Below are 21,295 nucleotides of genomic sequence, written 5' to 3' on the forward strand. Positions count from 1 at the left end.
GAACTTTATGCCTCTACTAATAACAGACCCTCTCTGGGCAGCAGGCCTGATTTTCCTGCTCTCTCTCTGCGTGGGTAGTTTCCTGAATGTGGTGATCCACCGTCTGCCAATTATCATGGAACGGGAGTGGGCATTGATGTGCTCGCCGGAGCAGCCACTCACGCCTGCAACCTATAACCTGTCGCTCCCTGCATCATCCTGCCCGGGGTGTGGACATAAGATCCGCTGGTATGAAAATATCCCCCTACTCAGTTACGCCTGGCTGAGAGGCCGCTGCTCCGGCTGCAGGACGCCGATCTCTCTGCGCTACCCCTTTGTCGAATTGCTGACCGGGTGCAGCTCTGCGTATGTGGTTTACCTGTTCGGGCTCAACCCTGCAGGGCTCACTCTGGTGCTGCTGACATGGGGGCTGATCTGTTTGCTCTTTATCGATCTGGATCACCAGCTTCTGCCCGACCGAATCACTCTGCCCCTGCTCTGGCTGGGCTTATTAGCCAACAGCTTTAACCTGTTTACTTCTCTTGAGAATGCGGTTTACGGGGCTATGGCGGGTTATTTGACCCTTTGGGGTGTTTACTGGGCGTTTAAACTGCTCACCGGTAAGGAGGGCATGGGTTACGGAGATTTTAAACTCCTGGCTGCGCTGGGCGCCTGGGCGGGTATTGGCCAACTGCCCTTTATTATCCTGATGAGTTCACTGGTCGGAGCCATCTTCGGTATCGGCATGATGCTGTTACGTAACCACCAAAGCCAAACCCCGATTCCATTTGGCCCCTACCTGGCCATCGCCGGATGGATCGCGCTGCTCTGGGGCGACCATATCACTAGTCTCTATCTTCAGTTTCTGGCGGTGTAATCATGCTGATCGCAGGTGTCACCGGTGGAATCGGTAGCGGAAAGTCAGCGGCAACTGACTTTCTCGCGGCTAAGGGCGTAAAGGTCGTTGATGCAGATATTGCTGCCCGTGAAGTTGTTCAGCCTGGAGAGCCGGCCCTGCAAGCGATCGCTGATCATTTCGGAACCGAACTTCTTCAACCCGACGGTTCCCTGGATCGCGCCGCCCTTCGAAAACATATCTTTGCCGATGAAAGTGCCCGTCAGTGGCTGGAGCAACTCCTGCACCCTCTGATCCGGCAGCGCATCATTAAGCAACTCAGTGAAGCTGAGGGCAGCTACGCAGTGCTGGCATCACCACTGCTCTTGGAAACTGATCAGAAACAGTTAACCCAACACGTCGTTGTCATTGATGTTCCTGAAGAGGTTCAGTTAGCTCGCACTATGCAGCGGGATAATAACAATGAACAACAGGTGAGAGCGATTATTGCTGCACAGATGCCGCGACAGCAGCGCCTGCAACAGGCTGACAGCGTTATCTACAACGACAGAGATCTGGCTTACCTGCATCAACAGCTCGAGCAACTTCATGCTAAACTGATCAGGATTTCCAACAAGAGCGAACTATGAGCAAGCCAAGCATTAAATGCCCGACCTGCGAAAAACAGCAGGTCTGGGACAGCAACAACCCCCACCGCCCTTTCTGCAGTGAGCGCTGCAAACTGATTGATTTGGGCGCCTGGGCGAATGAGGAATATACAATTCCGGAGAGTAAATCGGTCAGCGAGTTCAGCAGCGCTGAGCTGGAAGAACAGACCGACCGGGATCAACCGGTTCCTCCAACCATGCACTGATCATCGCCAGGCGCTGATCCCTGCAATTCCCTGAGCACCAGCCTCTCGCGCTCGCGCACAATCTTCAGGCTTGACGCCACCCAGCGCATACACCGGTAACCGGCAGGCTTTAACCCATTCAGAGAACATCGCCCAACCAAGCGGTTCAGCATCCGGGTGAGAAGAGGTTTTTGCCACCGGGGACAGGGTAATAAATTCCACACCTTTTTCCTGCGCCTGCAGTACCTCTTCAGGATCGTGACAGGAAGCGCTCAACCAGCGACCCGTAAATTCAACTCGGCTGTTCAAGTGTCGCAAACGTTCTGAAGACAGGTGCAACGCATCCACAGACCACTGCTTCGCAAGCTCAAGCGTACCGTTCAGGATCAGCATACACCCCTTCGAACGACACAACTCCAGCAGTGCATCCCATTGCCCTTTAAACTCACCGGAAGCTGCAGAGAGCGCCTGGCAGCGTAGCATCAGAGCCTCTGCCCCGGCCGCTATCATAGTGTCGGCGTATTCAAGCCACTGATCAGGCTCAAGATCATAAGGCGTAATGGCGATAGTGCGTGGTAACAGGCAGGCATTCAGAATCGGCTGATTCGCCGCCGGAAACTGATGCTGCTCCAGTTCAGCAGGTGTCACCCACTTGACCGGCTGCCCTTCACGCCCCCAGGCTTCACCGCGAAAACGGTCAACCTCATATACATCCAGCAACACTGATTTGTCCGGGTACTGATAAGGCACACGGATCAAAGGATGTGCGGCCAGCACCTCTATACCCAATTCCTCCTGAAGCTCTCGCCCCAGAGCACTGAGTACAGACTCACCGGTTTCTACCTTACCGCCGGGAAACTCCCAAAAACCGCCCTGATGTTTATCATCAGGCCGTCTGGCAATCAGGATATTCCCGGCGCCATCCCGGATAACCGCAGCCGCTACGTGAACCGTTTTGCTGCTCATCAGCTACGGTAATCCGCATTGATACTGACATACTCCTGAGACAGATCGGTGGTCCATACTGTTTCGACCACATCACCCCGATTCAGAACCACCCGGATCAGAATCTCTTCCTGATCCATCACTGCCTGCCCTGCGGACTCAGTGTAATTTGCATCCCGCCCGCCGTTGCTGACAATGCAGACATCACCCAGATAGATCTGCAAGGTATCCAGATCCAGATCCGGAATCCCGGCACGCCCGACGACTGCCAGAATCCGGCCCCAGTTGGGATCCGAGGCAAACAGTGCGGTTTTAACCAGCGGAGAGTGGGCAATATCGAAAGCGGTTTTCAGCGCCTCATCCTGAGTCGCAGCGGATTCGACCTGCACGGTAACAAACTTAGTGGCACCTTCACCGTCGCGTACGATCGCGTGAGCCAGATCCTGCATCAGCTCATTCAACGCCTGAGCAAAGCGCTGCAACAGCTCAGTATCGACGCCATCAACCACAACGCCTGACCGACCGGTGGCCACCAGCATGCAAGAATCGTTGGTCGAGGTATCACTGTCCACCGTAATCCGGTTAAAAGAGCAATCAGTCGCTTCGCGCAACAATGTCTGCAACAGTTCCGCATCAACACAGGCGTCTGTAGCAACATAACCCAGCATGGTTGCCATATTCGGTTTGATCATCCCGGAGCCTTTGGAGATACCGGTAAGACTGACCGTCTGTCCCTGATATTCAAACTGACAGGAAGCCCCTTTAATACGGGTATCCGTGGTCATAATTCCTTCAGCCGCCTCAGCCCAGCCTGATTCTGACAAAGCTTCCCGGGCTGCGGGCAATGCCGAAATCAGTTTTTCCACAGGCAGTTTTTCACCGATAACTCCGGTGGAAAACGGCAGAACTGAAGCCGCGTCGATCTGGCATAACTCCGCCACCGCTTCACAGGTAGCCACCGCATCCTGATAGCCTTCCTCCCCGGTACCCGCATTCGCATTACCCGTATTAACAACCAGATAGCGTGCAGGCGAAACAGCCAGATGCTTCTTACAGATCTGCACCGGCGCCGCGCAAAAGGCATTCAGTGTGAACACCCCTGCAACCGTCGCTTCCGGGCAAAGCTCCATTAAAACAACATCTTTACGGCCAGGCGTTTTAATCCCGGCAGACGCGGTACCTAACTTAAACCCGGCAATCGGGTGCATGATTTCAGGAAAAGTTGCTGGGCCTACTGCCATTATTCTCTCTCCAAAGGGGCGGAAAGCAGCCAATGGCTGCTTTCCGGGTGATACACGAACAATCCAGGGGTCAGGTCAGGAAATCTTTCCGTGACACTGCTTATACTTTTTACCGGAACCACAAGGGCAAGGCTCATTACGGCCGACTTTACGCCCTTCTCGCACAAAGGTTTCCACCGCTTCCTGAGGTGCCTCAGATTCAGTATCAGCCTCTTCGGTCATGGCTGAACTCTGATCGTGGGTGAAGTCCATCTGCTGGCGCTGCGCCTGTTCACGGCGCTGCTGCTCCATCGCCTCAACATCTTCAGGCTGTTGTACCTGAACATGACTGAGCACCCGAATCACATCGCGCTTGATATTTTCAAGCAACTCCTGGAACAGGTGGAAAGACTCGCGCTTGTATTCCTGTTTCGGGTTCTTCTGCGCATAACCACGCAGATGAATCCCCTGACGCAGATGACTCATGGTCTGCAGATGCTCTTTCCACAACGTATCCAGAACCTGCAGCATCACCTGCTTCTCAAAATTACGCATGGTGGCCTCACCCACCTGCTCCTCTTTCTGCCTGTACACCGTCAGGATCTGATCCTGAATCTTCTGCAGCAGGCTCTCCTCATGCAGCGAGTCATCCTGATCCAGCCATTCCTGAACCGGAATCTTCACACCAAAGTCAGTTTCCAGTGCTTTCTCCAGTCCCGGCACATCCCACTGCTCTTCGAGACTTTGTGGTGCTACATATTCGCTGAATCTATTGGCAACCACCTCTTCACGCACCGCATTCACGGTTTCTGAGATATCATCGGTAGCCATCAGCTCATTACGCTGTTCGTAGATGATGCTGCGCTGATCATTGGCGACATCATCATATTCCAGCAGTTGTTTACGGATATCGAAGTTACGTCCTTCAACCTTGCGCTGCGCTTTTTCAATGGCGTTACTCACCATCTTATGCTCAATCGCTTCACCGCGCTCCATACCCAGCGCCTGCATCAATTGACGCACCCGGTCAGAGGCAAAGATACGCATCAGATCATCTTCCAGTGAGAGGAAGAAACGGGAAGAACCCGGATCACCCTGACGACCGGCACGACCACGCAACTGGTTATCGATACGCCGCGACTCATGGCGTTCGGTACCGACAATATGCAGACCACCGTTATCCAGCACCTCCTGATGGCGCTTCTCCCAGGCAGCCGTCAGTTCGGCAATCTGTTCATCGGTCGGATTTTCCAGCGCTTCGAGTTCAGATTCGAGCTTACCGCCAAGGACGATATCGGTACCACGACCTGCCATGTTGGTCGCAATGGTCACCGCACCCGGGCGACCCGCCTCAGCAATGATACTCGCTTCACGACCGTGATTTTTGGCGTTCAGAACGTTGTGTTCAATCTTCTCTTTGTTCAGCAGTGTCGAGATCAGCTCGGAAGATTCGATCGACGCGGTACCCACCAGTACCGGACGCTTAGCTTCCTGACAAGCCCGGATCTCTTTGATAATCGCTTCGTATTTCTCTTCAACTGTCAGGTAGACAAGGTCGTTCTCATCCTTACGCGCAATCGGCTTATTGGTCGGAATAACAATCACGTCGAGACCATAGATCTGACGCAACTCGAACGCCTCAGTATCTGCAGTACCGGTCATCCCCGCCAGCTTGTCGTAAAGACGGAAGTAGTTCTGGAAGGTTGTGGAAGCAAACGTCTGGCTCTCATTCTGAACCGACACGCCCTCTTTCGCTTCAACGGCCTGATGCAAACCTTCAGACCAGCGACGACCCGGCATAATACGCCCGGTGTGTTCATCGACAATCACCACTTCGTTGTTCTGAACAATGTAATCCACATCTCTCTGGAACAGGTGGTGAGCACGCAACCCGGCCAGTACATGGTGCAGCAGGTTCAGATTCTGTGGAGCGTAGAGGCTCTCCCCCTCCTGCAACAGACCGCGCTCTGCCAGCATATCCTCAACCGCCGCATGACCCGCTTCAGTCAGTTCCACACTGCGGTTTTTCTCATCCACAGCAAAGTGTTCACTGATATCCTGATTGTCGTCCTGCGGGTCAATTTCACCGTCATAGCGGCTGAGCTGAGGAATTAGCTGATTGATCGCAATATAAAGCTGAGAGCTGTCCTCAGCAGGGCCTGAGATAATTAACGGTGTACGGGCCTCATCGATCAGGATCGAGTCCACCTCATCCACCACAGCAAAGTTGAAACCGCGCTGAACCTTCTCATCGATGCTGAAGGCCATATTATCGCGCAGATAATCGAAACCGAATTCGTTGTTAGTGCCGTAAGTAATATCCGCCGCATAAGCAGCCCGCTTGGCGGCAGGGTCCTGACCTGAAAGAGCTACACCCACTGTCAGCCCCAGAGACTCATAGAGTGGACGCATCCACTCAGCATCTCGGCTGGCCAGATAATCGTTAACGGTAACCACATGGACACCTTCGCCTGGCAGGGCATTCAGATATACCGCCAGGGTTGCCACCAGCGTTTTACCTTCACCGGTACGCATCTCGGCCACTTTACCATCGTGCAGGGTCATACCACCGATCATCTGCACATCAAAGTGACGCATCCCCATCACACGCTTCGATGCTTCACGCACCGCAGCAAAAGCTTCCGGCAGGATCTGATCCAGTGACGCGCCCTCTTCGAGACGCTGGCGGAACTCAACCGTCTTAGCCTTAAGCTCCTCATCGGTCAGCTTTTCCAGATCGACTTCCAGTGCATTGATCGCTTTTACGATGCGACCCATACGTTTCAGTTCACGATCATTCTTACTACCAAAAACTTTCTTAAACAGTCCTGTCAGCATATCTCGACTTATACCCGTGAAGTCTAAAAACCTTCGTTCTGCGTACTCGCAGACAAAATTAACTCAGCATTCTACCTTTATTGGGGGCAGAAAATGAATCTAAAAGGGGAAATTTAAAAAACCTTACAAAAACTGGCAAAAAACCCGAAATAACAGACAAAAAAAAGGCCGATCCCACTGGGCTCGGCCTTCGTTTCTATCCGCTGATCAGACAGCCAGAACAGGCTTCTGATAGGAGATGGGTGCGCTCTCTTCGTTATCTTCGAAAGTCACAATCTCCCAGGCATCCTGATTTGCCAGCAACTGACGCAGCAGGCGGTTATTCAGGTAGTGACCGGATTTGTCACCATAAAACTCACCGATCAGGCTCTTACCCAACAGGTAAAGGTCACCTACAGCATCCAGCACCTTGTGCTTAACGAACTCATCGTCGTAACGCAAACCATCTTCGTTAAGAATACGGTAGTCATCCACCACGATGGCGTTATCAAAGCTGCCACCGAGCGCCAGATTCTGAGAACGCAGATACTCATAGTCACTCATGAACCCAAAAGTACGTGCGCGACTCACCTCTTTCACAAATGAGGTGCTGGAGAAATCCAGACTGGACTCCATATTCCGGCCTTCAAATGCCGGATGGTCGAAATCGATTTTGAAACCCACTTTAAAGCCATCAAAGGGCTTGAAGGTAGCGGACTTGCCATCGGACTCAACCGTCACCTCTTTCAGGATCCGGATGAACTCTTTCGGCGCATCCTGCTCTTCCAGACCGGCAGACTGAATCAGGAAGACAAAAGGTGCGGCACTACCATCCATGATCGGCACTTCTTCTGCGCTCAGCTCTACGTAGGCATTATCGATGCCCAGACCCGCCATGGCAGACAGCAGGTGCTCCACAGTAGCAATCCGTGCACCATCCTTCGCCAGGTTGGTGGACAGGGTAGTATCCGCAACATTATGTGCGTGGGCCTTGATCTCAACGACCGGATCCAGATCGACACGACGGAAAACGATACCGGTATTTACAGGGGCAGGTTTCAGGGTCAGATAGACCTTTTGACCGGTATGCAAACCGATACCTGTCGCCTTGATGCTGTTCTTGAGAGTTCTTTGCTTAATCATGCTTTCTGCCAAAAAATTAAAAGTGGGCCACACTAGCGCGCGATATTAACAAAGAAATGACCTTTTAGAAAGGTCAATCCCCTTAATCTGCCTGCTTTCTGAGGAAGGTCGGAATATCCAGATAGGCCGATTCTCCCTCAGTTCCGGTGTGTTGTAACAGGTCCCCCTGAACTTCAGCGGGGCCCTCCAGTGCTTCATTTTTTTTGCGCCGCAAAACGGTTGGCAGATCAATCTGCTCCAGATCCAGACTGCCATCCACTTTTTTCATGCTGTCGCTGACCGGGCGTACAGTCTCCTGCGGCTTGTCCAGACCTGTAGCCACGACGGTCACTTTAATCTCATCGGACATCTCCGGTTCAATGACCGTACCAATCACAATCGTGGCATTCTCTGACGCATATTCTTCGATCTGGTTCCCCACTTCGGTAAATTCACCCAGACTGAGATCCATGCCCGCAGTAATATTCACCAGAATACCGCTGGCACCGCGCAGATCAATATTATCCAGCAACGGACTCTTGATCGCCTTTTCCGCCGCCTCTGCGGCACGGTTCTCACCGCGGGCACCACCGGTTCCCATCATGGCCATGCCCATTTCCGACATGACCGTGCGCACATCTGCAAAATCGACGTTGATCATACCGGGGCGGGTAATCAGGTCAGAGATCCCCTGCACTGCGCCTTTAAGTACATCGTTTGCAGACTGGAATGCATTCAGCAAGCTGCAGTTACGTCCCAGTACCTGCATCAGTTTCTCGTTCGGGATAATAATCAGGGAATCCACATTCTCACGCAGCTCCTTGATCCCTTCGATGGCAATGCTCATACGCTTGCGCCCCTCAAACGGGAACGGCTTGGTCACCACAGCCACGGTAAGAATACCCATGCTTTTGGCTACCTCGGCAACAATCGGCGCTGCGCCGGTGCCTGTACCACCCCCCATCCCGGCGGTGATAAACACCATATCAGCCCCCTGCAGAAGCTCTGCAATACGGTCCCGGTCTTCCATCGCAGCCTGACGGCCCACTTCAGGGTTGGCACCCGCGCCCAGACCTTTCGTCAGGGCGTTACCCAACTGAATAACGGTCTGGCCGGACATAGATGACAGTGCCTGCGCATCGGTATTCGCACAAACAAACTCGACCCCTTCGAGGTCACCACTCTCCATGTGTTTAACCGCGTTTCCGCCGCCACCGCCGACACCTACTACTTTGATCACAGCGTTCTGCGGCACGCTATCTAACAGTTCAAACATTGTCAGCTCCTTTAGTGCCCTGCCAAGCACTAGTCTGTGATTCAGCAATCCAACTCATTGCCTACACCCAATCCCAAAATCAACCGACCCGTTCAGAAATTACTCTGAAACCAGGCTTTCATTCTTTCCAGCACACTGATCTGCGGACGTGTTACAACATCGGTAGGCCCTACTTCGGCTTTAGGTGCCGTGCCAACCACATGATCCTGCTTAGCGTACTGCAACAAACCAATCCCTGTGGCATAGATCGGGCTACTGAGAATATCCTCCATCCCCCGTACGCCATGCGGCGTTGCCAGACGTACCGGCATATGGAAAATCTCTTCAGCCAGCTCCACTGCACCTTCCATCTTCGAAGTACCACCGGTGAGCACGATCCCCGCCGCTGCCAGATCCTCAAAGCCACTGCGACGCAGCTCGGCCTGAATCAGTGAAAACAGCTCTTCGTAGCGCGGCTCGACCACTTCTGCCAGCGACTGTCGTGACAGGTTCCGCGCCGGACGATCACCGACACCGGGCACCTTGACGGTTTCATCGCCTGCCGCAAGCTGAGCCAGCGCACAGGCATACTTAATCTTGATATCCTCGGCGTGCTGGGTCGGTGTGCGCAGTGCCATCGCTATATCATTGGTCACCTGATCGCCGGCAATCGGGATCACCGCGGTATGCCGGATCGATCCACCGGTAAAGATCGAAATATCCGATGTCCCACCGCCGATATCCACCATACAGACACCCAGCTCGCGTTCGTCCTCAGTCAGCACTGAGTAACTGGAAGCCAGTTGCTCCAGCACCAGATTGTCAACTTCCAGCCCGCAGCGGCGCACACATTTTTCGATATTCTGCGCCGCATTCACCGAGCCGGTTACCAGATGCACCTTCGCCTCAAGCCTTACGCCGGACATCCCCAGAGGCTCTTTAATGCCCTCGGAACTGTCGATCTCGTACTCCTGCGGCAGTACGTGCAGAATTTTCTGATCCGCCGGGATTGCCACCGCTTTAGCGGCATCGATTACCCGTTCCAGATCGTACTCAGTCACTTCGCGGTCACGCACCGCCACAATACCGTGCGAGTTCAGGCTGCGGATATGGCTACCGGCAATCCCCACCGTCACTGAGTGGATCTTGCAGCCCGCCATCAACTCCGCTTCCTCTACCGCCCGCTGAATCGAACTGACGGTAGATTCAATATTCACCACAACACCCTTCTTCAGACCACGTGAAGGGTGGGAACCGATACCGATAATTTCGATGGAGCCGTCGAGATTGATCTCACCCACCAGGCAAAGCACCTTGGATGTACCAATATCAAGCGCAACAACCATATTGTTATCCATCGAAGCACTCATTCTGTTTTATCCTGCATTTTCATCTTCAGGCATCTGCCGCCATTTAACTGCCACCCCATGCGGGTAGCGAATATCGATCTGTTCAATTTTTTCCGCCTGATCTTTCAGGCGCCGCTGGTAGAGCATCAGAAAACGCTGCAACCGCTCATTTACCGCTTCTCTTCCAACCACAACACGGATCTGGTTATCCAGCTCAAGGCTCCAGGCCCCACGTGCTTCCAGCTCCAGACTATTGACCTTCAAACCTGCCGGTCGGAACATTTGGTTGAGGTCATGAAACTGCGACATCACCCGGGAGGTATCTGGCGCCGGCCCACTTAACCGTGGCAGGTTCCGGTACTCCTCTTTCAGCTCTGGCCAGAAGATATCCCCCTGATGGTTCAGCAATCCGCGCTCACCCCAGCGGGCTACCGGTACCTCTTCCTCTATCTCCACCACCAGCGTGTCCGGCCAGTCCCGGCGAATCGCCGCCACCCGGACCCAGGGATGTTCACCCACCTGTTCCCGGATCATCGAAATATCCACCGACAGCAGCGGTTGCCGAAGCTCCCTGCCAATCTGCCGGGCCAGTCCGGCACGATCCAGATGCCTCGCCTGCCCCTCAATCACAACCTGAGTAACCGGCCTGTCCAGCCACTGCCATATCTGTTCACTCAGCCCCCATAACAAGCCACAAAAAAGCAGCAGCGATGAGCTGGTCCAGAAAGGTTGCCACCAGATTTCAGGATCACGGTGAACCTTTTCTGCTTTGTTTCCGGTACCGCGCACCTCAGCTTTTTTCAGAGGCGCCCGGCTGGCTCCGCGCGCTTTTACGGGCTCTGCATCGCCGTCCTTTGACTCCGCCGATTCACTCTCCACCGAGCGCCAGGGTTTCATATCAGCCAGCCGTTCTTAAGATTTTAACGACCAACTGTTCAAAACTGATATCCATCTCCCGCGCGGCCATCGGCACCAGACTGTGGTCCGTCATTCCCGGCGCGGTGTTCACTTCTAATAGCTGAAATTCGCCGTGTTCATCACGCATGATGTCTACTCGTCCCCAGCCGGAACATCCCACTGCAGCAAAAGCCCGTTCAGCCAGCCGCTTAAGCTCCGCTTCCCTTTCTGCAGTCAGATCGTGATCAAAACGATACTGGGTATCGGTTGCAACATACTTAGCGTCATAATCATAAAACGCATGGTCGGTGACCAACTGGATCGGTGGTAATGCCTTTCCATCCAGAATGGCTACAGTAAACTCGCCGCCACTCATCCAACGCTCTGCCAGAACGGTGCGATCAAATCGGCTGGCGGTTTCAAGAGCTTGCTGCAACGCCTCCAGTGACTCCACTTTGCTCATACCAATACTTGAGCCTTCATGCGCGGGCTTCACAATCAGCGGCAAGCCAAGGCGGGCAACCAGTTCCGGCAGAGCCACCTCTTCATCCGACACCCAGAATGGCGGAGTCGGCAGACCGGCGCCCAACCAAAGCTGCTTGGTGCGGTACTTATCCATGCCTATCGCAGATGCCGCCACACCGCTGCCGGTATAGGGCTTACCGAGCAGTTCCAGCGCTCCCTGAAGGGTGCCATCTTCGCCGACCGGTCCATGTAAAATCAGAAACGCCCGATCAAATTCTGCACTCTGAAGCTGCGTCAGCGGATCCTGATTACCTTCAGGCCCATAGAGATCGATGCCGAACGCATCAACCCCGGCACGCTGCAAACCAGCCAGCACTTCCGCCCCGCTTTTAAGCGACACAGGGCGTTCCGATGAGTTGCCACCATAGATCACAGCAACCCGACCAAATTCAGCCTGCAACTGCGGATCGATCTGCACACTCATGCCGTTTCCTCCGCAACCAGCGATAACTGTTTCAACTGATGGGCCAGGGCGGTGATATCACCAGCCCCCTGAGTCAGCAGCAGATCATCCGGCTGCAAAATATCGCGCAGCACCTCAGCAACGGAATCTTTGTCACTGACAAATACCGGATCAAGACGTCCACGCTGACGGATACTCCGACACAGGCTGCGACTGTCAGCACCCGCTACCGGCTCTTCACCGGCCGGATAGACTTCCAGCAGCAGCAACACATCCACTTCGGACAGCACTTCAACAAAATCTTCGTACAGGTCACGGGTACGGCTATAACGGTGCGGCTGATAGATCATCACCAGGCGTTTATCAGGCCAGCCTTCCCGGATCGCTTTAACGACCGCATTGACCTCACGCGGATGGTGACCATAATCATCCACCAGCATGGCATCACCGCCCGACACGGGCACATCGCCCAATACCTGGAAGCGACGGCCGACCCCTTCAAATTTCTCCAGCGCGGCACAGATCGCCTCATCGGAGATCCCCTCATCGGTGGCCACGGCAATGGTAGCCAGCGCATTCAGCATATTGTGATGACCCGGCATATTCAGCGAAACTTCCAGATCAGCAAAGCCATCCGGACGCTTCACCGTAAACTGGGTGCACATCCCCAACTGGCGAATATTCTCAGCCCGATAATCGGCATCATCAGAAACCCCGTAGGTCAATACCGGACGGCTGACCTCAGGCAGAATCTCCCGTACAACCGGATCATCCACACACATCACTGCCAATCCATAGAAAGGCAGATTATGCAGAAACTCAACAAACGTGCGCTTCAGCCTCGAGAAGTCGTTCTCATAGGTTTCCATATGGTCGGCGTCGATATTAGTCACGATCGCCACCATCGGCTGAAGATGCAGGAATGAGGCATCACTTTCATCCGCTTCCGCTACCAGATAGCGGCTGGTACCCATCTTCGCATTGGTGCCGGCACTGTTGAGGCGGCCACCGATCACAAAAGTCGGGTCCAGCTCGCCCTCGGCAAAGATCGATGCCAACAGACTGGTTGTCGTGGTTTTACCGTGAGTACCGGCTACCGCAATACCGTGCCGGTAACGCATCAGTTCGGCCAGCATCTCTGCACGACGAACGATCGGAATCCGCTGTTCTCTGGCCGCTTTAACTTCCGGGTTTTCCTCGTTCACCGCAGTAGAGACCACCACCACATCAACCGCAGACACATTTTCCTCTGAATGGCCGATACAGATCGTCATACCCAGCCCCTGCAGACGGTTAGTCGTCGCAGACGGCTTAATATCAGACCCGGAGATCTGATACCCCTGATTCAGCAGCACTTCGGCAATACCGCACATACCCACACCACCAATACCGATAAAGTGGATCCGGCTGATACGGCGCATCTCAGGAATTTCAAAACGGGTCAGTGCTTTTTGCTGTGTCATTACTTAATCGCCTCAAGGCAGACATCTGCCACCTCATCACTGGACTCAGGCTTACCCAGAGCCAGGGCCTTATTGGCCATATCGATCAGCGTTTCACGCTGATTCAGTTGTTCAGTCAATACCCTTTTCAGAGTCTCTTTATCCAGGTCCGCCTGCTGTATCAGCAAAGCGGCACCGCGTTCCGCCAGATAGCCGGCGTTTTTGGTCTGATGATCATCCACCGCATGGGGAAACGGCACCAGCACAGAAGCAACTCCGGCGATACCCAGTTCACTCACGGTCAGTGCCCCGGCCCGGCAGATAACCAGATCGGCCCAGGCATAAGCTTCATCCATGGCATCGATAAACGGCACAACACGGCATTCATCCAGCCCCAGCGTCTGATAGCGCTGCCGGGTTTCCTCAAAATTACGCTTACCGGTCTGATGCCACACCTGCGGCCGCTGCTCCGGCGCAATCTCCGCCAGCACTTCCGGCAGCAGGTCATTGATCGCTTTTGCGCCCAGACTGCCACCTACGACCAGCACCCGGATCGGGCCCGAACGCCCCGCCATACGCTGTTCTGGCGCAGCGACCTGTAAAATACTGCCACGCACCGGATTACCCACAGAGCGTGTTACCAGCCCCGGTTTAAAGGCTCCCTGAAACGCCTCCAGTACCTGACGGGACAGACCCGACAGCGCTTTATTGGTCATACCCGCAACCGCATTTTGCTCATGAATCACCAACGGGATTCGCAGTAACCATGCCGCCAGTCCACCCGGCCCCGAGGCAAAGCCTCCCATACCCAGTACCACATCCGGACGCACGGCGCGCACAACGCCCAGCGCCTGCCACAACGCCAGCAGAAGTTTAAATGGCGCCAGCAACAAACTAAGTTTTCCCTTGCCACGTAAACCACGCACCTCAATGGAGTGCAATTTTATCCCGGCAGCAGGTACCAGCTCAGCCTCAATGCCATGACGCGAACCTAACCACTCCACATGCACGCCCTGTTGCTGCAGTTTTTCAGCAGTCGCCAGTGCCGGAAACACATGGCCACCGGTTCCCCCGGCCATCAGCAAGGCGACTTTCTGCTTTGCCTGACTCATGCTGCTTTCTCCCTGGTTCTCACATCTGCCTCACTTTTTTCATTCTCTTCTTCAGGTGCCGGCTGCTTTCCGAACGCCTTCAGTTCATAGTCTACCCGCAGGATCAAACCCAACATGGCACAACTCACCAGCAGACTACTGCCGCCATAACTGACCAATGGCAGTGTCAGCCCCTTGGTCGGCAGAGCACCCACGTTAACGCCGATGTTAATCAGTGCCTGCCCGGCGAAAATAATCGCGAAGCCGTAACAGACATACGCTTTAAAAAATGCCTTTAACTTCTCTGCCCGCCGTCCGATCCGGAAAATATTCACCACCAGCACGGCATAGGTCAGCACCAGAAATGCCGCACCAATAAAGCCAAGCTCTTCAGCCAGCACCGAGAATACAAAGTCGGTGTGTGCCTCTGGCAGATAAAACAGCTTCTGTACACTGTTCCCAAGGCCGGTACCAAACCACTCACCGCGCCCAAAGGCGATCTGCGCCTGAGACAACTGATAGCCAGTACCAAAAGGGTCCGACCAGGGATCAAGAAAACTCTGCAGACGCGCTACACGGTAGGGTTGCAACCCAACCACAGCCACCAACAGGCCGATAACCCCGGTGATAACCATCAAAAACTGTGAAAAGCGCATACCACCGAGAAAGATCATCCCCATGACAGTACCCATCAGCACCACCAGCGCCCCGAAATCAGGCTCAAAATAGAGCAGGATACAGAAGATCCCCAATGGCAGGGTTGGCTTCGCAATTCCTTTCCAGCTACTGCGCACCTCATCCAGCCGGCGCACCAGATAACCACCCATGTAAACCACCATGCAGAACTTGGCGACCTCGGAAGCCTGCAGGTTCAATGGCCCCAGCGGTAACCAGCGATTACTGCCATTCACCCCTTTGCCGATACCGGGCACCAGCACCAGAATCAGCAGAAAACCGGCACCAATCATCCACCAGTGTCCGGTTTGCTCCCAAAACCGAAGCGGGATATTCCACACTATGACCGCCCCCACCAGCGCGATCAGCATAAACACTCCCTGACGGATCACATAAAAGTAGGGAGTGCCGTTATTCTTCATCGCTACATCCAGCGATGCAGAGCTGATCATGATAAATCCCGTCAGAATCAAAACCAGCGCACTACTCAACACCCAGGGATCAAACGGTAACTGATTCTGGCCGGGCACTGCAGGTAACGAAGGCCGGGCCGCCGGCAGCAGCTCTGCGATTCGTTGCATACAGGAACGCCAGTAATCGGCCACCATCAGAGTGCCTCCACCGCCTTAACAAACGCCTCACCCCGGGCCGGAAACCCGGAGAACATATCAAAGCTTGCACAAGCCGGTGAGAGCAGAACAATATCGCCTGCCCGGGCCATGGTCGCAGCTTGCTGTACCGCGCTCTCCATTGAATCCGCCGACTGTTTATCAATATCGCCACAATCGCCGGCCAGACGTGCACCATCCGTTCCCAGATACACCAGCCCACGTCCATAGCGCTGTAGCGGTTCAGCCAGCTCGGTAAATTCGGCACCTTTACCATCGCCACCCGCGATCAGGACTAACTTACCGCCGTCTGGCAGGGTTTCACCTAAACCATTCAGCGCTGCGACACTGGCGCCGACATTAGTGCCTTTGGAATCGTTAAAAAATACCACGCCATTTTTTTCTGCGACCCATTCGCAGCGGTGGCGCAGGCCGGTATACGCCTGCAACGCCTGCAGCATCGCCGGCATCGGTATGCCCGCCTGCTGGCCAAGTGCGAGGGCTGCAAGGGCATTGGCCATATTGTGACTGCCACGAATTTTTAACGCTGACACCGGCAGTAACTTCTCTAACCCCAGCGCCAGCCAGGTTTCCCCGTCCTCTTTAATCAGCCCGAACAACTTAAGATCGGGTTTACCCAGATGAAAACCCGACTGCGGCACCCCCATGGGCAACAGCGGCATGGTCAGTTGATCATCCCGATTCACCACGACCGCTTTAGCACCACGAAAGATCCGGTGTTTTGCCTGATAATAATCCTGAAACGATTCGTAACGATCCATGTGATCCGGACTGATATTCAGCACGGTAGCGACTTCCGCGCGCAGCTCATGGGTGGTCTCAAGCTGAAAACTGGACAGCTCCATGACATAGAGCGCTTTTTCCGGCTGCTCCAGCATCTCCAGCACCGGCGTACCAATATTTCCACACACCCCGACATCAATACCCGCTGCTGCGGCCATCTCTCCGACCAGACTGGTTACCGTGCTTTTTGCATTGGAACCGGTAATCGCGATAATCGGCGCGCTGATTTCACGACAGAACAGGTCAATATCACCACTCAGACTGGCACCCGCCGCCACGGCAGTCTGAATAGCAGGTTGATCTTTAGCAACGCCCGGACTGAGGATCAGCTCATCGGCACGACCGAGAAAAGCGGGGTCAAATTCACCGCAACGCAGCTCAACATCCGGCATTTCCTGACGCAATTCATCTGCACCCGGAGGCTGCTCCCGGCTATCAGCGACGGCAAACGGAACCCCTTTCTTCGCCAAAAAGCGCGCACAGGCCAGCCCGGTTTTACCTAAACCGACAACGATTTTAAATTGATCGCTGGCTATCAGTCCCACACATGTCTCCTAACGAATCTTCAGCGAGGCCAGTCCGATCAGAACCAGCACAACAGTAATAATCCAGAACCGAACGATAACCCGGGGTTCCGGCCACCCTTTCAGCTCAAAATGGTGGTGCAATGGCGCCATACGGAAAATCCGTCGACCGGTCGTTTTGAACGACGCTACCTGCAGAATCACTGATACGGTTTCTGCTACAAACACACCACCCATAATAAACAGCACCAGCTCCTGCCGGACAATCACTGCCACTACCCCAAGTGCGGCCCCCAGCGACAGTGCGCCTACGTCACCCATAAATACCTGCGCCGGATAGGTGTTAAACCAGAGGAAGCCGAGTCCGGCACCCACAATGGCTCCACAGAAGATAATCAGCTCACCCGAACCCGGTATATAAGGGATCAACAGATACTGTGAGAAATTAGCGTTACCCGACAGGTAAGCAAACACACCCAGCGCACCACCCACCAGCACAGTCGGCAGAATCGCCAGACCATCCAGACCGTCAGTCAGGTTCACGGCATTCGAGCTGCCGACAATAACGAAGTAGGTAAAGACAATGAAAAAGATCCCCAGTTCAATGGAAACATTCTTCAAAAAAGGGATCAGCAGAGAGGTTTCGGCTGGCGACCCCGCCATGGCGTAGAGCAGTACCGCCGCACCAAGACCACCCACAGACTGCCACAGGTATTTCCATTTAGCCGGCAGGCCACGCGGATTCTTTTCAACCACTTTACGATAGTCATCGACCCAGCCCACAGCGCCGAATATCAATGTCACGCCGAGCGTAATCCAGACGTACAGATTACTCAGGTCGCTCCACAAAAGGGTACTGATCGCGATGGCGACGAGAATGAGCGCCCCCCCCATGGTAGGCGTACCGGCTTTACTCAGATGAGTCTGCGGGCCGTCATCGCGTATCGCCTGACCGATCTGATTACTGCGGAGTTTATTGATCACGTACGGACCGACCAGCAGAGATATCAGCAGCGCCGTCAGCACCCCGAGAATCCCGCGCAGCGTCAGGTACTGAAATACCGCGAAACCGCTGTAGTATTGTGATAAAAATTCCGCCAGCAGTGGTAGCATTACTCTTCTTCCCCTTTTGTCAGGCCTGCTACGACCTGATCCATAGCCGCACTACGGGAGCCCTTCACCAGAATATTCACTCCCGGTCCGGCCACCTCACGCAATGCGTTGATTAATTCTTCTCGTGTTTCAAAATGCCGTCCCTCACCTGCAGATTCACTCTGATAGGCAGAAACGGAGTGCCGTGACAGCGCGCCAGTCGCCCAAAAGCGACCAACCCCCTTCTGCGCTGCCCGGCAACCGACCTTCTCGTGCTGAGCCTGAGCATCTTCGCCCAGTTCAGCCATATCCCCCAACACCAGAACAGATTCACCCGGCAAACTGACCAGCAGGTCCATCGCCGCCGCAACCGATCCGGGGTTGGCGTTATAACTGTCATCAATGACCACAGCACCGGCAGCCTTCAGCGGTTTCATGCGCCCGGCTACGGCGGTAAAGGCTTCCAGCCCGCTGACAATCTGTTCCAGAGGCATACCTCTGGCACTGACCGCCGCTGCAGCAGCCAGTGCATTGGCGACGTTATGCTTACCCATCACCTGCAACCGAACCGGACGATTTTCTTCGCCCCGGTGTAATAGAAACGAGTAACAACCGTTATCCGCTGTTTCTATATGGGACGCCCGCAAATCAGCTTCAGGATACTCGGTTGAGAAACCCGTCTGACGCACACCGGCGGTGGTTTTTAACCAATACTCCGCATGCGGGTCATCCAGATTAATGACCGCGGTCCCTTCGGTTTTTGCCAACTGCGAGTAAATTTCAGCTTTCGCTTCAACCACTCCCTGCAAAGAACCGAACCCTTCCAGATGCGCGCCCATTGCATTATTCAGAATCGCCACCTGCGGCAACGACAATGAAGTGGTATACGCAATCTCGCCAGCACCGCTGGCACCCTGCTCAATCACAGCCACCTGATCCGAATCACTCAGTTCCAGCAGCGTCAGAGGCACACCGATTTCGTTATTCAGGTTGCCGCGTGTTGCCAGCACCTGCTGATGCTGTGCCAGAATCGAACGCAGCATCTCTTTAACGGTGGTTTTACCGCTACTTCCGGTCACCGCATACACCGGTCCGGTAAAGCGTTGCCGGTTAGACAGCGCTAACTGTCCCAGAGCAATCAGGGTGTCCTCAACCAGCCACTGTGGCAGGTCTGCCTGCTCAAGGGGCCGCGAAACTACCGCAGCGACCGCCCCTTTGTCCAGCGCCTGCTGAATAAAGTTATGGCCATCAAAATTTGGCCCGACCAACGCCACAAAAAGGTCACCCGGCTGCAGACTTCGGGTATCGGTACTCACCCCGGTAAACGCGCAATCCTGAGTGAGCTCACCACCAAACTGAGTCTGCAACTGAGCCAGATTCCATTGCCCGATCATGCCGCGACTCCTAATAATTTTTTACTGATAATCAGGTCACTGAAAGGCAACCGTTCCCGGCCAATCTCCTGATAATCCTCATGCCCCTTACCGGCGATCAGCACCAGATCATCGGCTCCCGCCTGACAAATAGCCAGCTCAATTGCTGCAGCCCGGTCGGCCTCGATCTCAGGAAGATGCTCTGCAATCCCCTGCCTGATCATCTCGATAATGGTTGCCGGCTCTTCGGTGCGCGGATTATCACTGGTCACCACCAGATGATCCGCCAGCCGATCAGCGACTTCACCCATCAAAGCCCGCTTGCCCGTATCCCGGTCACCACCGCACCCAAAGACACACCAGAGTGTGCCGCGGGTGTGGGCACGTACCGCCAGCAGTGCTTTTTCCAATGCATCCGGCGTATGCGCATAATCGATAATGACCAGAGGTTTATCAGCAACAACCAGTGCCTGCATCCGTCCGGGAACGGCATCAAGCTGAGCCAGTGCGTCCACCAGTTGGCGGTGGCTGAATCCCTGCTCCGCCAGCGCTGCAGCGACCAGCAGCAGATTATCCAGATTAAAATCACCAATAATCCTGCTGCTAAACGCAAAGTTCCCCTGCGCGGTTTTCAGTTCTGCCTCAATACCATGCAACGCCAGACGGTAAGCCGCGAGCAGATAATCTCCCTGCTGCCGGCCCACTGCTACCTTGCGACAATCAATTCGCTGATCGTTCAGCAGTTGCTGCCCAAACGGGTCATCCCCATTGATGATCGCAGCCTTCAGGCGGTAGTCAGTAAACAAACGCGCCTTCGCCTCGGCATAAGCCTGCATCGAACCGTGGTAATCCAGATGATCACGACTCAGATTGGTGAACAGCGCGTAATCAAATGCCACCGCAGCAACCCGCCCCTGCTCCAGAGCATGGCTGGAGACTTCCATCACTACAGCTTCGGCTCCCTGCTGCTGCAGTTCAGCAAACAGACGCTGCAATCCGATCGCATCCGGCGTGGTATGCGTAGCTTTATCCAGCGCTCCCGGAAAGCCGTTACCCACAGTGCCAATAATCGCGGTTTTAATCTGCAGATGATTCATCGCCTGAGCAATAAAATGCGCGCAGGAGGTTTTTCCATTGGTACCGGTCACCCCCAACACCCGCAGGCTGCGACTCGGCTCGCCATAAAAACGCGCCGCCAGCGGACCGATCTGGCCGGCCAGTTCCGGCACAGCAATAACCGGCACCGCTACCTGAGGGCAATCGGCCAATTCAGACTGATCGAGGAGGATCGCCACTGCGCCCCTGCTGACCGCTTCCTCAACAAAATCGACACCCCGATGCTGTAATCCGGATCGCGCAACGAACAGTGTTCCCGGAACTATCTCCCGGCTGTCCTGCGAAATAGCAGACACCTCAAGATCGGCATGGGCGCTCTCCACCCATTCCGGCACGATCTCAACTAAGGTTCTGCGTATCTGCAACATGT

General features: G+C 54.5%; 18 protein-coding genes. 3 read left to right on the top strand and 15 right to left on the bottom strand.

All coding sequences use genetic code 11. The features are described from left to right. Window positions 1–7 precede the first annotated feature (7 nt). From QUD59_RS03740 to yacG, 3 genes are read left to right on the top strand one after another with little or no spacing between them, the layout of a single operon-like run. A complete protein-coding gene (locus QUD59_RS03740; protein ID WP_286239685.1) occupies window positions 8–856 on the top strand; it encodes a prepilin peptidase in 849 nt (282 codons plus the stop codon). Window positions 857–858: 2 nt separating this feature from the next. Then, a complete protein-coding gene (coaE, locus tag QUD59_RS03745) occupies window positions 859–1,464 on the top strand; it encodes a dephospho-CoA kinase (protein WP_350227791.1) in 606 nt (201 codons plus the stop codon). After that, complete coding sequence (yacG, locus tag QUD59_RS03750) at window positions 1,461–1,688, top strand: DNA gyrase inhibitor YacG (RefSeq protein ID WP_286239686.1); 228 nt, start codon at window positions 1,461–1,463, stop codon at window positions 1,686–1,688. The genes coaE and yacG overlap by 4 nt, the downstream gene beginning before the upstream one ends. Here yacG and QUD59_RS03755 read toward each other — a convergent pair whose 3' ends face one another. The 15 genes from QUD59_RS03755 to QUD59_RS03825 form a co-directional block, all read right to left on the bottom strand. After that, window positions 1,689–2,633 (bottom strand): Nudix family hydrolase, encoded by a 945-nt coding sequence (locus QUD59_RS03755; RefSeq protein WP_286239687.1) that lies wholly within the window; start codon window positions 2,631–2,633, stop codon window positions 1,689–1,691. Continuing rightward, entirely contained in the window at window positions 2,633–3,853 is a 1,221-nt protein-coding gene (gene argJ / locus QUD59_RS03760) for a bifunctional glutamate N-acetyltransferase/amino-acid acetyltransferase ArgJ (protein ID WP_286239688.1), read from the bottom strand. The genes QUD59_RS03755 and argJ overlap by 1 nt, the downstream gene beginning before the upstream one ends. Window positions 3,854–3,928: 75 nt before the next feature. After that, the gene (gene secA, locus QUD59_RS03765) at window positions 3,929–6,670 is read right to left on the bottom strand and encodes a preprotein translocase subunit SecA (RefSeq protein ID WP_286239689.1); all 2,742 of its coding nucleotides are present in this window, start codon (window positions 6,668–6,670) and stop codon (window positions 3,929–3,931) included. Window positions 6,671–6,877: 207 nt separating this feature from the next. Continuing rightward, window positions 6,878–7,792 (bottom strand): UDP-3-O-acyl-N-acetylglucosamine deacetylase, encoded by a 915-nt coding sequence (gene lpxC, locus QUD59_RS03770; protein ID WP_286239691.1) that lies wholly within the window; start codon window positions 7,790–7,792, stop codon window positions 6,878–6,880. A gap of 82 nt (window positions 7,793–7,874) precedes the next feature. Next, on the bottom strand, window positions 7,875–9,047 hold the full coding sequence (gene ftsZ, locus QUD59_RS03775; protein ID WP_286239692.1) for a cell division protein FtsZ: 1,173 nt from the start codon (window positions 9,045–9,047) through the stop codon (window positions 7,875–7,877). 92 nt (window positions 9,048–9,139) lie between these two features. After that, window positions 9,140–10,396: a cell division protein FtsA gene (gene ftsA, locus QUD59_RS03780; protein ID WP_286239693.1), complete on the bottom strand. Its 1,257-nt coding sequence runs from the start codon at window positions 10,394–10,396 to the stop codon at window positions 9,140–9,142. Between the two features lie 6 nt (window positions 10,397–10,402). Then, the gene (locus QUD59_RS03785) at window positions 10,403–11,272 is read right to left on the bottom strand and encodes a cell division protein FtsQ/DivIB (RefSeq protein ID WP_286239695.1); all 870 of its coding nucleotides are present in this window, start codon (window positions 11,270–11,272) and stop codon (window positions 10,403–10,405) included. 1 nt (window position 11,273) lies between these two features. Next, a complete protein-coding gene (locus QUD59_RS03790) occupies window positions 11,274–12,221 on the bottom strand; it encodes a D-alanine--D-alanine ligase (RefSeq protein WP_286239696.1) in 948 nt (315 codons plus the stop codon). After that, complete coding sequence (murC, locus tag QUD59_RS03795; RefSeq protein WP_286239699.1) at window positions 12,218–13,663, bottom strand: UDP-N-acetylmuramate--L-alanine ligase; 1,446 nt, start codon at window positions 13,661–13,663, stop codon at window positions 12,218–12,220. Before murC ends, QUD59_RS03790 begins: the two co-directional genes overlap by 4 nt. Then, the gene (gene murG, locus QUD59_RS03800) at window positions 13,663–14,754 is read right to left on the bottom strand and encodes an undecaprenyldiphospho-muramoylpentapeptide beta-N-acetylglucosaminyltransferase (protein ID WP_286239701.1); all 1,092 of its coding nucleotides are present in this window, start codon (window positions 14,752–14,754) and stop codon (window positions 13,663–13,665) included. The genes murC and murG overlap by 1 nt, the downstream gene beginning before the upstream one ends. Beyond that, complete coding sequence (gene ftsW, locus QUD59_RS03805) at window positions 14,751–15,989, bottom strand: putative lipid II flippase FtsW (RefSeq protein ID WP_286239702.1); 1,239 nt, start codon at window positions 15,987–15,989, stop codon at window positions 14,751–14,753. Before ftsW ends, murG begins: the two co-directional genes overlap by 4 nt. 26 nt (window positions 15,990–16,015) lie before the next feature. Next, window positions 16,016–17,365, bottom strand: a complete 1,350-nt coding sequence (gene murD / locus QUD59_RS03810; protein WP_286239703.1) for a UDP-N-acetylmuramoyl-L-alanine--D-glutamate ligase — start codon at window positions 17,363–17,365, stop codon at window positions 16,016–16,018. Window positions 17,366–17,374: 9 nt separating this feature from the next. After that, window positions 17,375–18,457, bottom strand: coding sequence for a phospho-N-acetylmuramoyl-pentapeptide-transferase (gene mraY / locus QUD59_RS03815; RefSeq protein ID WP_286239704.1), 1,083 nt, complete (start codon window positions 18,455–18,457; stop codon window positions 17,375–17,377). Further along, the gene (locus tag QUD59_RS03820) at window positions 18,457–19,830 is read right to left on the bottom strand and encodes a UDP-N-acetylmuramoyl-tripeptide--D-alanyl-D-alanine ligase (protein WP_286239706.1); all 1,374 of its coding nucleotides are present in this window, start codon (window positions 19,828–19,830) and stop codon (window positions 18,457–18,459) included. The genes mraY and QUD59_RS03820 overlap by 1 nt, the downstream gene beginning before the upstream one ends. After that, entirely contained in the window at window positions 19,827–21,293 is a 1,467-nt protein-coding gene (locus tag QUD59_RS03825) for a UDP-N-acetylmuramoyl-L-alanyl-D-glutamate--2,6-diaminopimelate ligase (protein WP_286239708.1), read from the bottom strand. Before QUD59_RS03825 ends, QUD59_RS03820 begins: the two co-directional genes overlap by 4 nt. Between the last annotated feature and the right edge of the window lie 2 nt (window positions 21,294–21,295).

The sequence above is a fragment of the Neptuniibacter halophilus genome (genome assembly GCF_030295765.1).
Lineage (GTDB): Bacteria > Pseudomonadota > Gammaproteobacteria > Pseudomonadales > Balneatricaceae > Neptuniibacter > Neptuniibacter halophilus.

What these genes read in the sequence shown, in the direction of transcription:
- murC (WP_286239699.1), bottom strand. Translation starts at nt 13,663, where the DNA reads ATGACACAGCAAAAAGCACTGACCCGTTTTGAAATTCCTGAGATGCGC.
- QUD59_RS03825 (WP_286239708.1), bottom strand. Translation starts at nt 21,293, where the DNA reads ATGTTGCAGATACGCAGAACCTTAGTTGAGATCGTGCCGGAATGGGTG.
- coaE (WP_350227791.1), top strand. Translation starts at nt 859, where the DNA reads ATGCTGATCGCAGGTGTCACCGGTGGAATCGGTAGCGGAAAGTCAGCG.
- secA (WP_286239689.1), bottom strand. Translation starts at nt 6,670, where the DNA reads ATGCTGACAGGACTGTTTAAGAAAGTTTTTGGTAGTAAGAATGATCGT.
- mraY (WP_286239704.1), bottom strand. Translation starts at nt 18,457, where the DNA reads ATGCTACCACTGCTGGCGGAATTTTTATCACAATACTACAGCGGTTTC.
- yacG (WP_286239686.1), top strand. Translation starts at nt 1,461, where the DNA reads ATGAGCAAGCCAAGCATTAAATGCCCGACCTGCGAAAAACAGCAGGTC.
- murG (WP_286239701.1), bottom strand. Translation starts at nt 14,754, where the DNA reads ATGAGTCAGGCAAAGCAGAAAGTCGCCTTGCTGATGGCCGGGGGAACC.
- QUD59_RS03785 (WP_286239695.1), bottom strand. Translation starts at nt 11,272, where the DNA reads ATGAAACCCTGGCGCTCGGTGGAGAGTGAATCGGCGGAGTCAAAGGAC.
- QUD59_RS03740 (WP_286239685.1), top strand. Translation starts at nt 8, where the DNA reads ATGCCTCTACTAATAACAGACCCTCTCTGGGCAGCAGGCCTGATTTTC.
- ftsW (WP_286239702.1), bottom strand. Translation starts at nt 15,989, where the DNA reads ATGCAACGAATCGCAGAGCTGCTGCCGGCGGCCCGGCCTTCGTTACCT.
- lpxC (WP_286239691.1), bottom strand. Translation starts at nt 7,792, where the DNA reads ATGATTAAGCAAAGAACTCTCAAGAACAGCATCAAGGCGACAGGTATC.
- QUD59_RS03755 (WP_286239687.1), bottom strand. Translation starts at nt 2,633, where the DNA reads ATGAGCAGCAAAACGGTTCACGTAGCGGCTGCGGTTATCCGGGATGGC.
- argJ (WP_286239688.1), bottom strand. Translation starts at nt 3,853, where the DNA reads ATGGCAGTAGGCCCAGCAACTTTTCCTGAAATCATGCACCCGATTGCC.
- ftsA (WP_286239693.1), bottom strand. Translation starts at nt 10,396, where the DNA reads ATGAGTGCTTCGATGGATAACAATATGGTTGTTGCGCTTGATATTGGT.
- ftsZ (WP_286239692.1), bottom strand. Translation starts at nt 9,047, where the DNA reads ATGTTTGAACTGTTAGATAGCGTGCCGCAGAACGCTGTGATCAAAGTA.
- QUD59_RS03790 (WP_286239696.1), bottom strand. Translation starts at nt 12,221, where the DNA reads ATGAGTGTGCAGATCGATCCGCAGTTGCAGGCTGAATTTGGTCGGGTT.
- QUD59_RS03820 (WP_286239706.1), bottom strand. Translation starts at nt 19,830, where the DNA reads ATGATCGGGCAATGGAATCTGGCTCAGTTGCAGACTCAGTTTGGTGGT.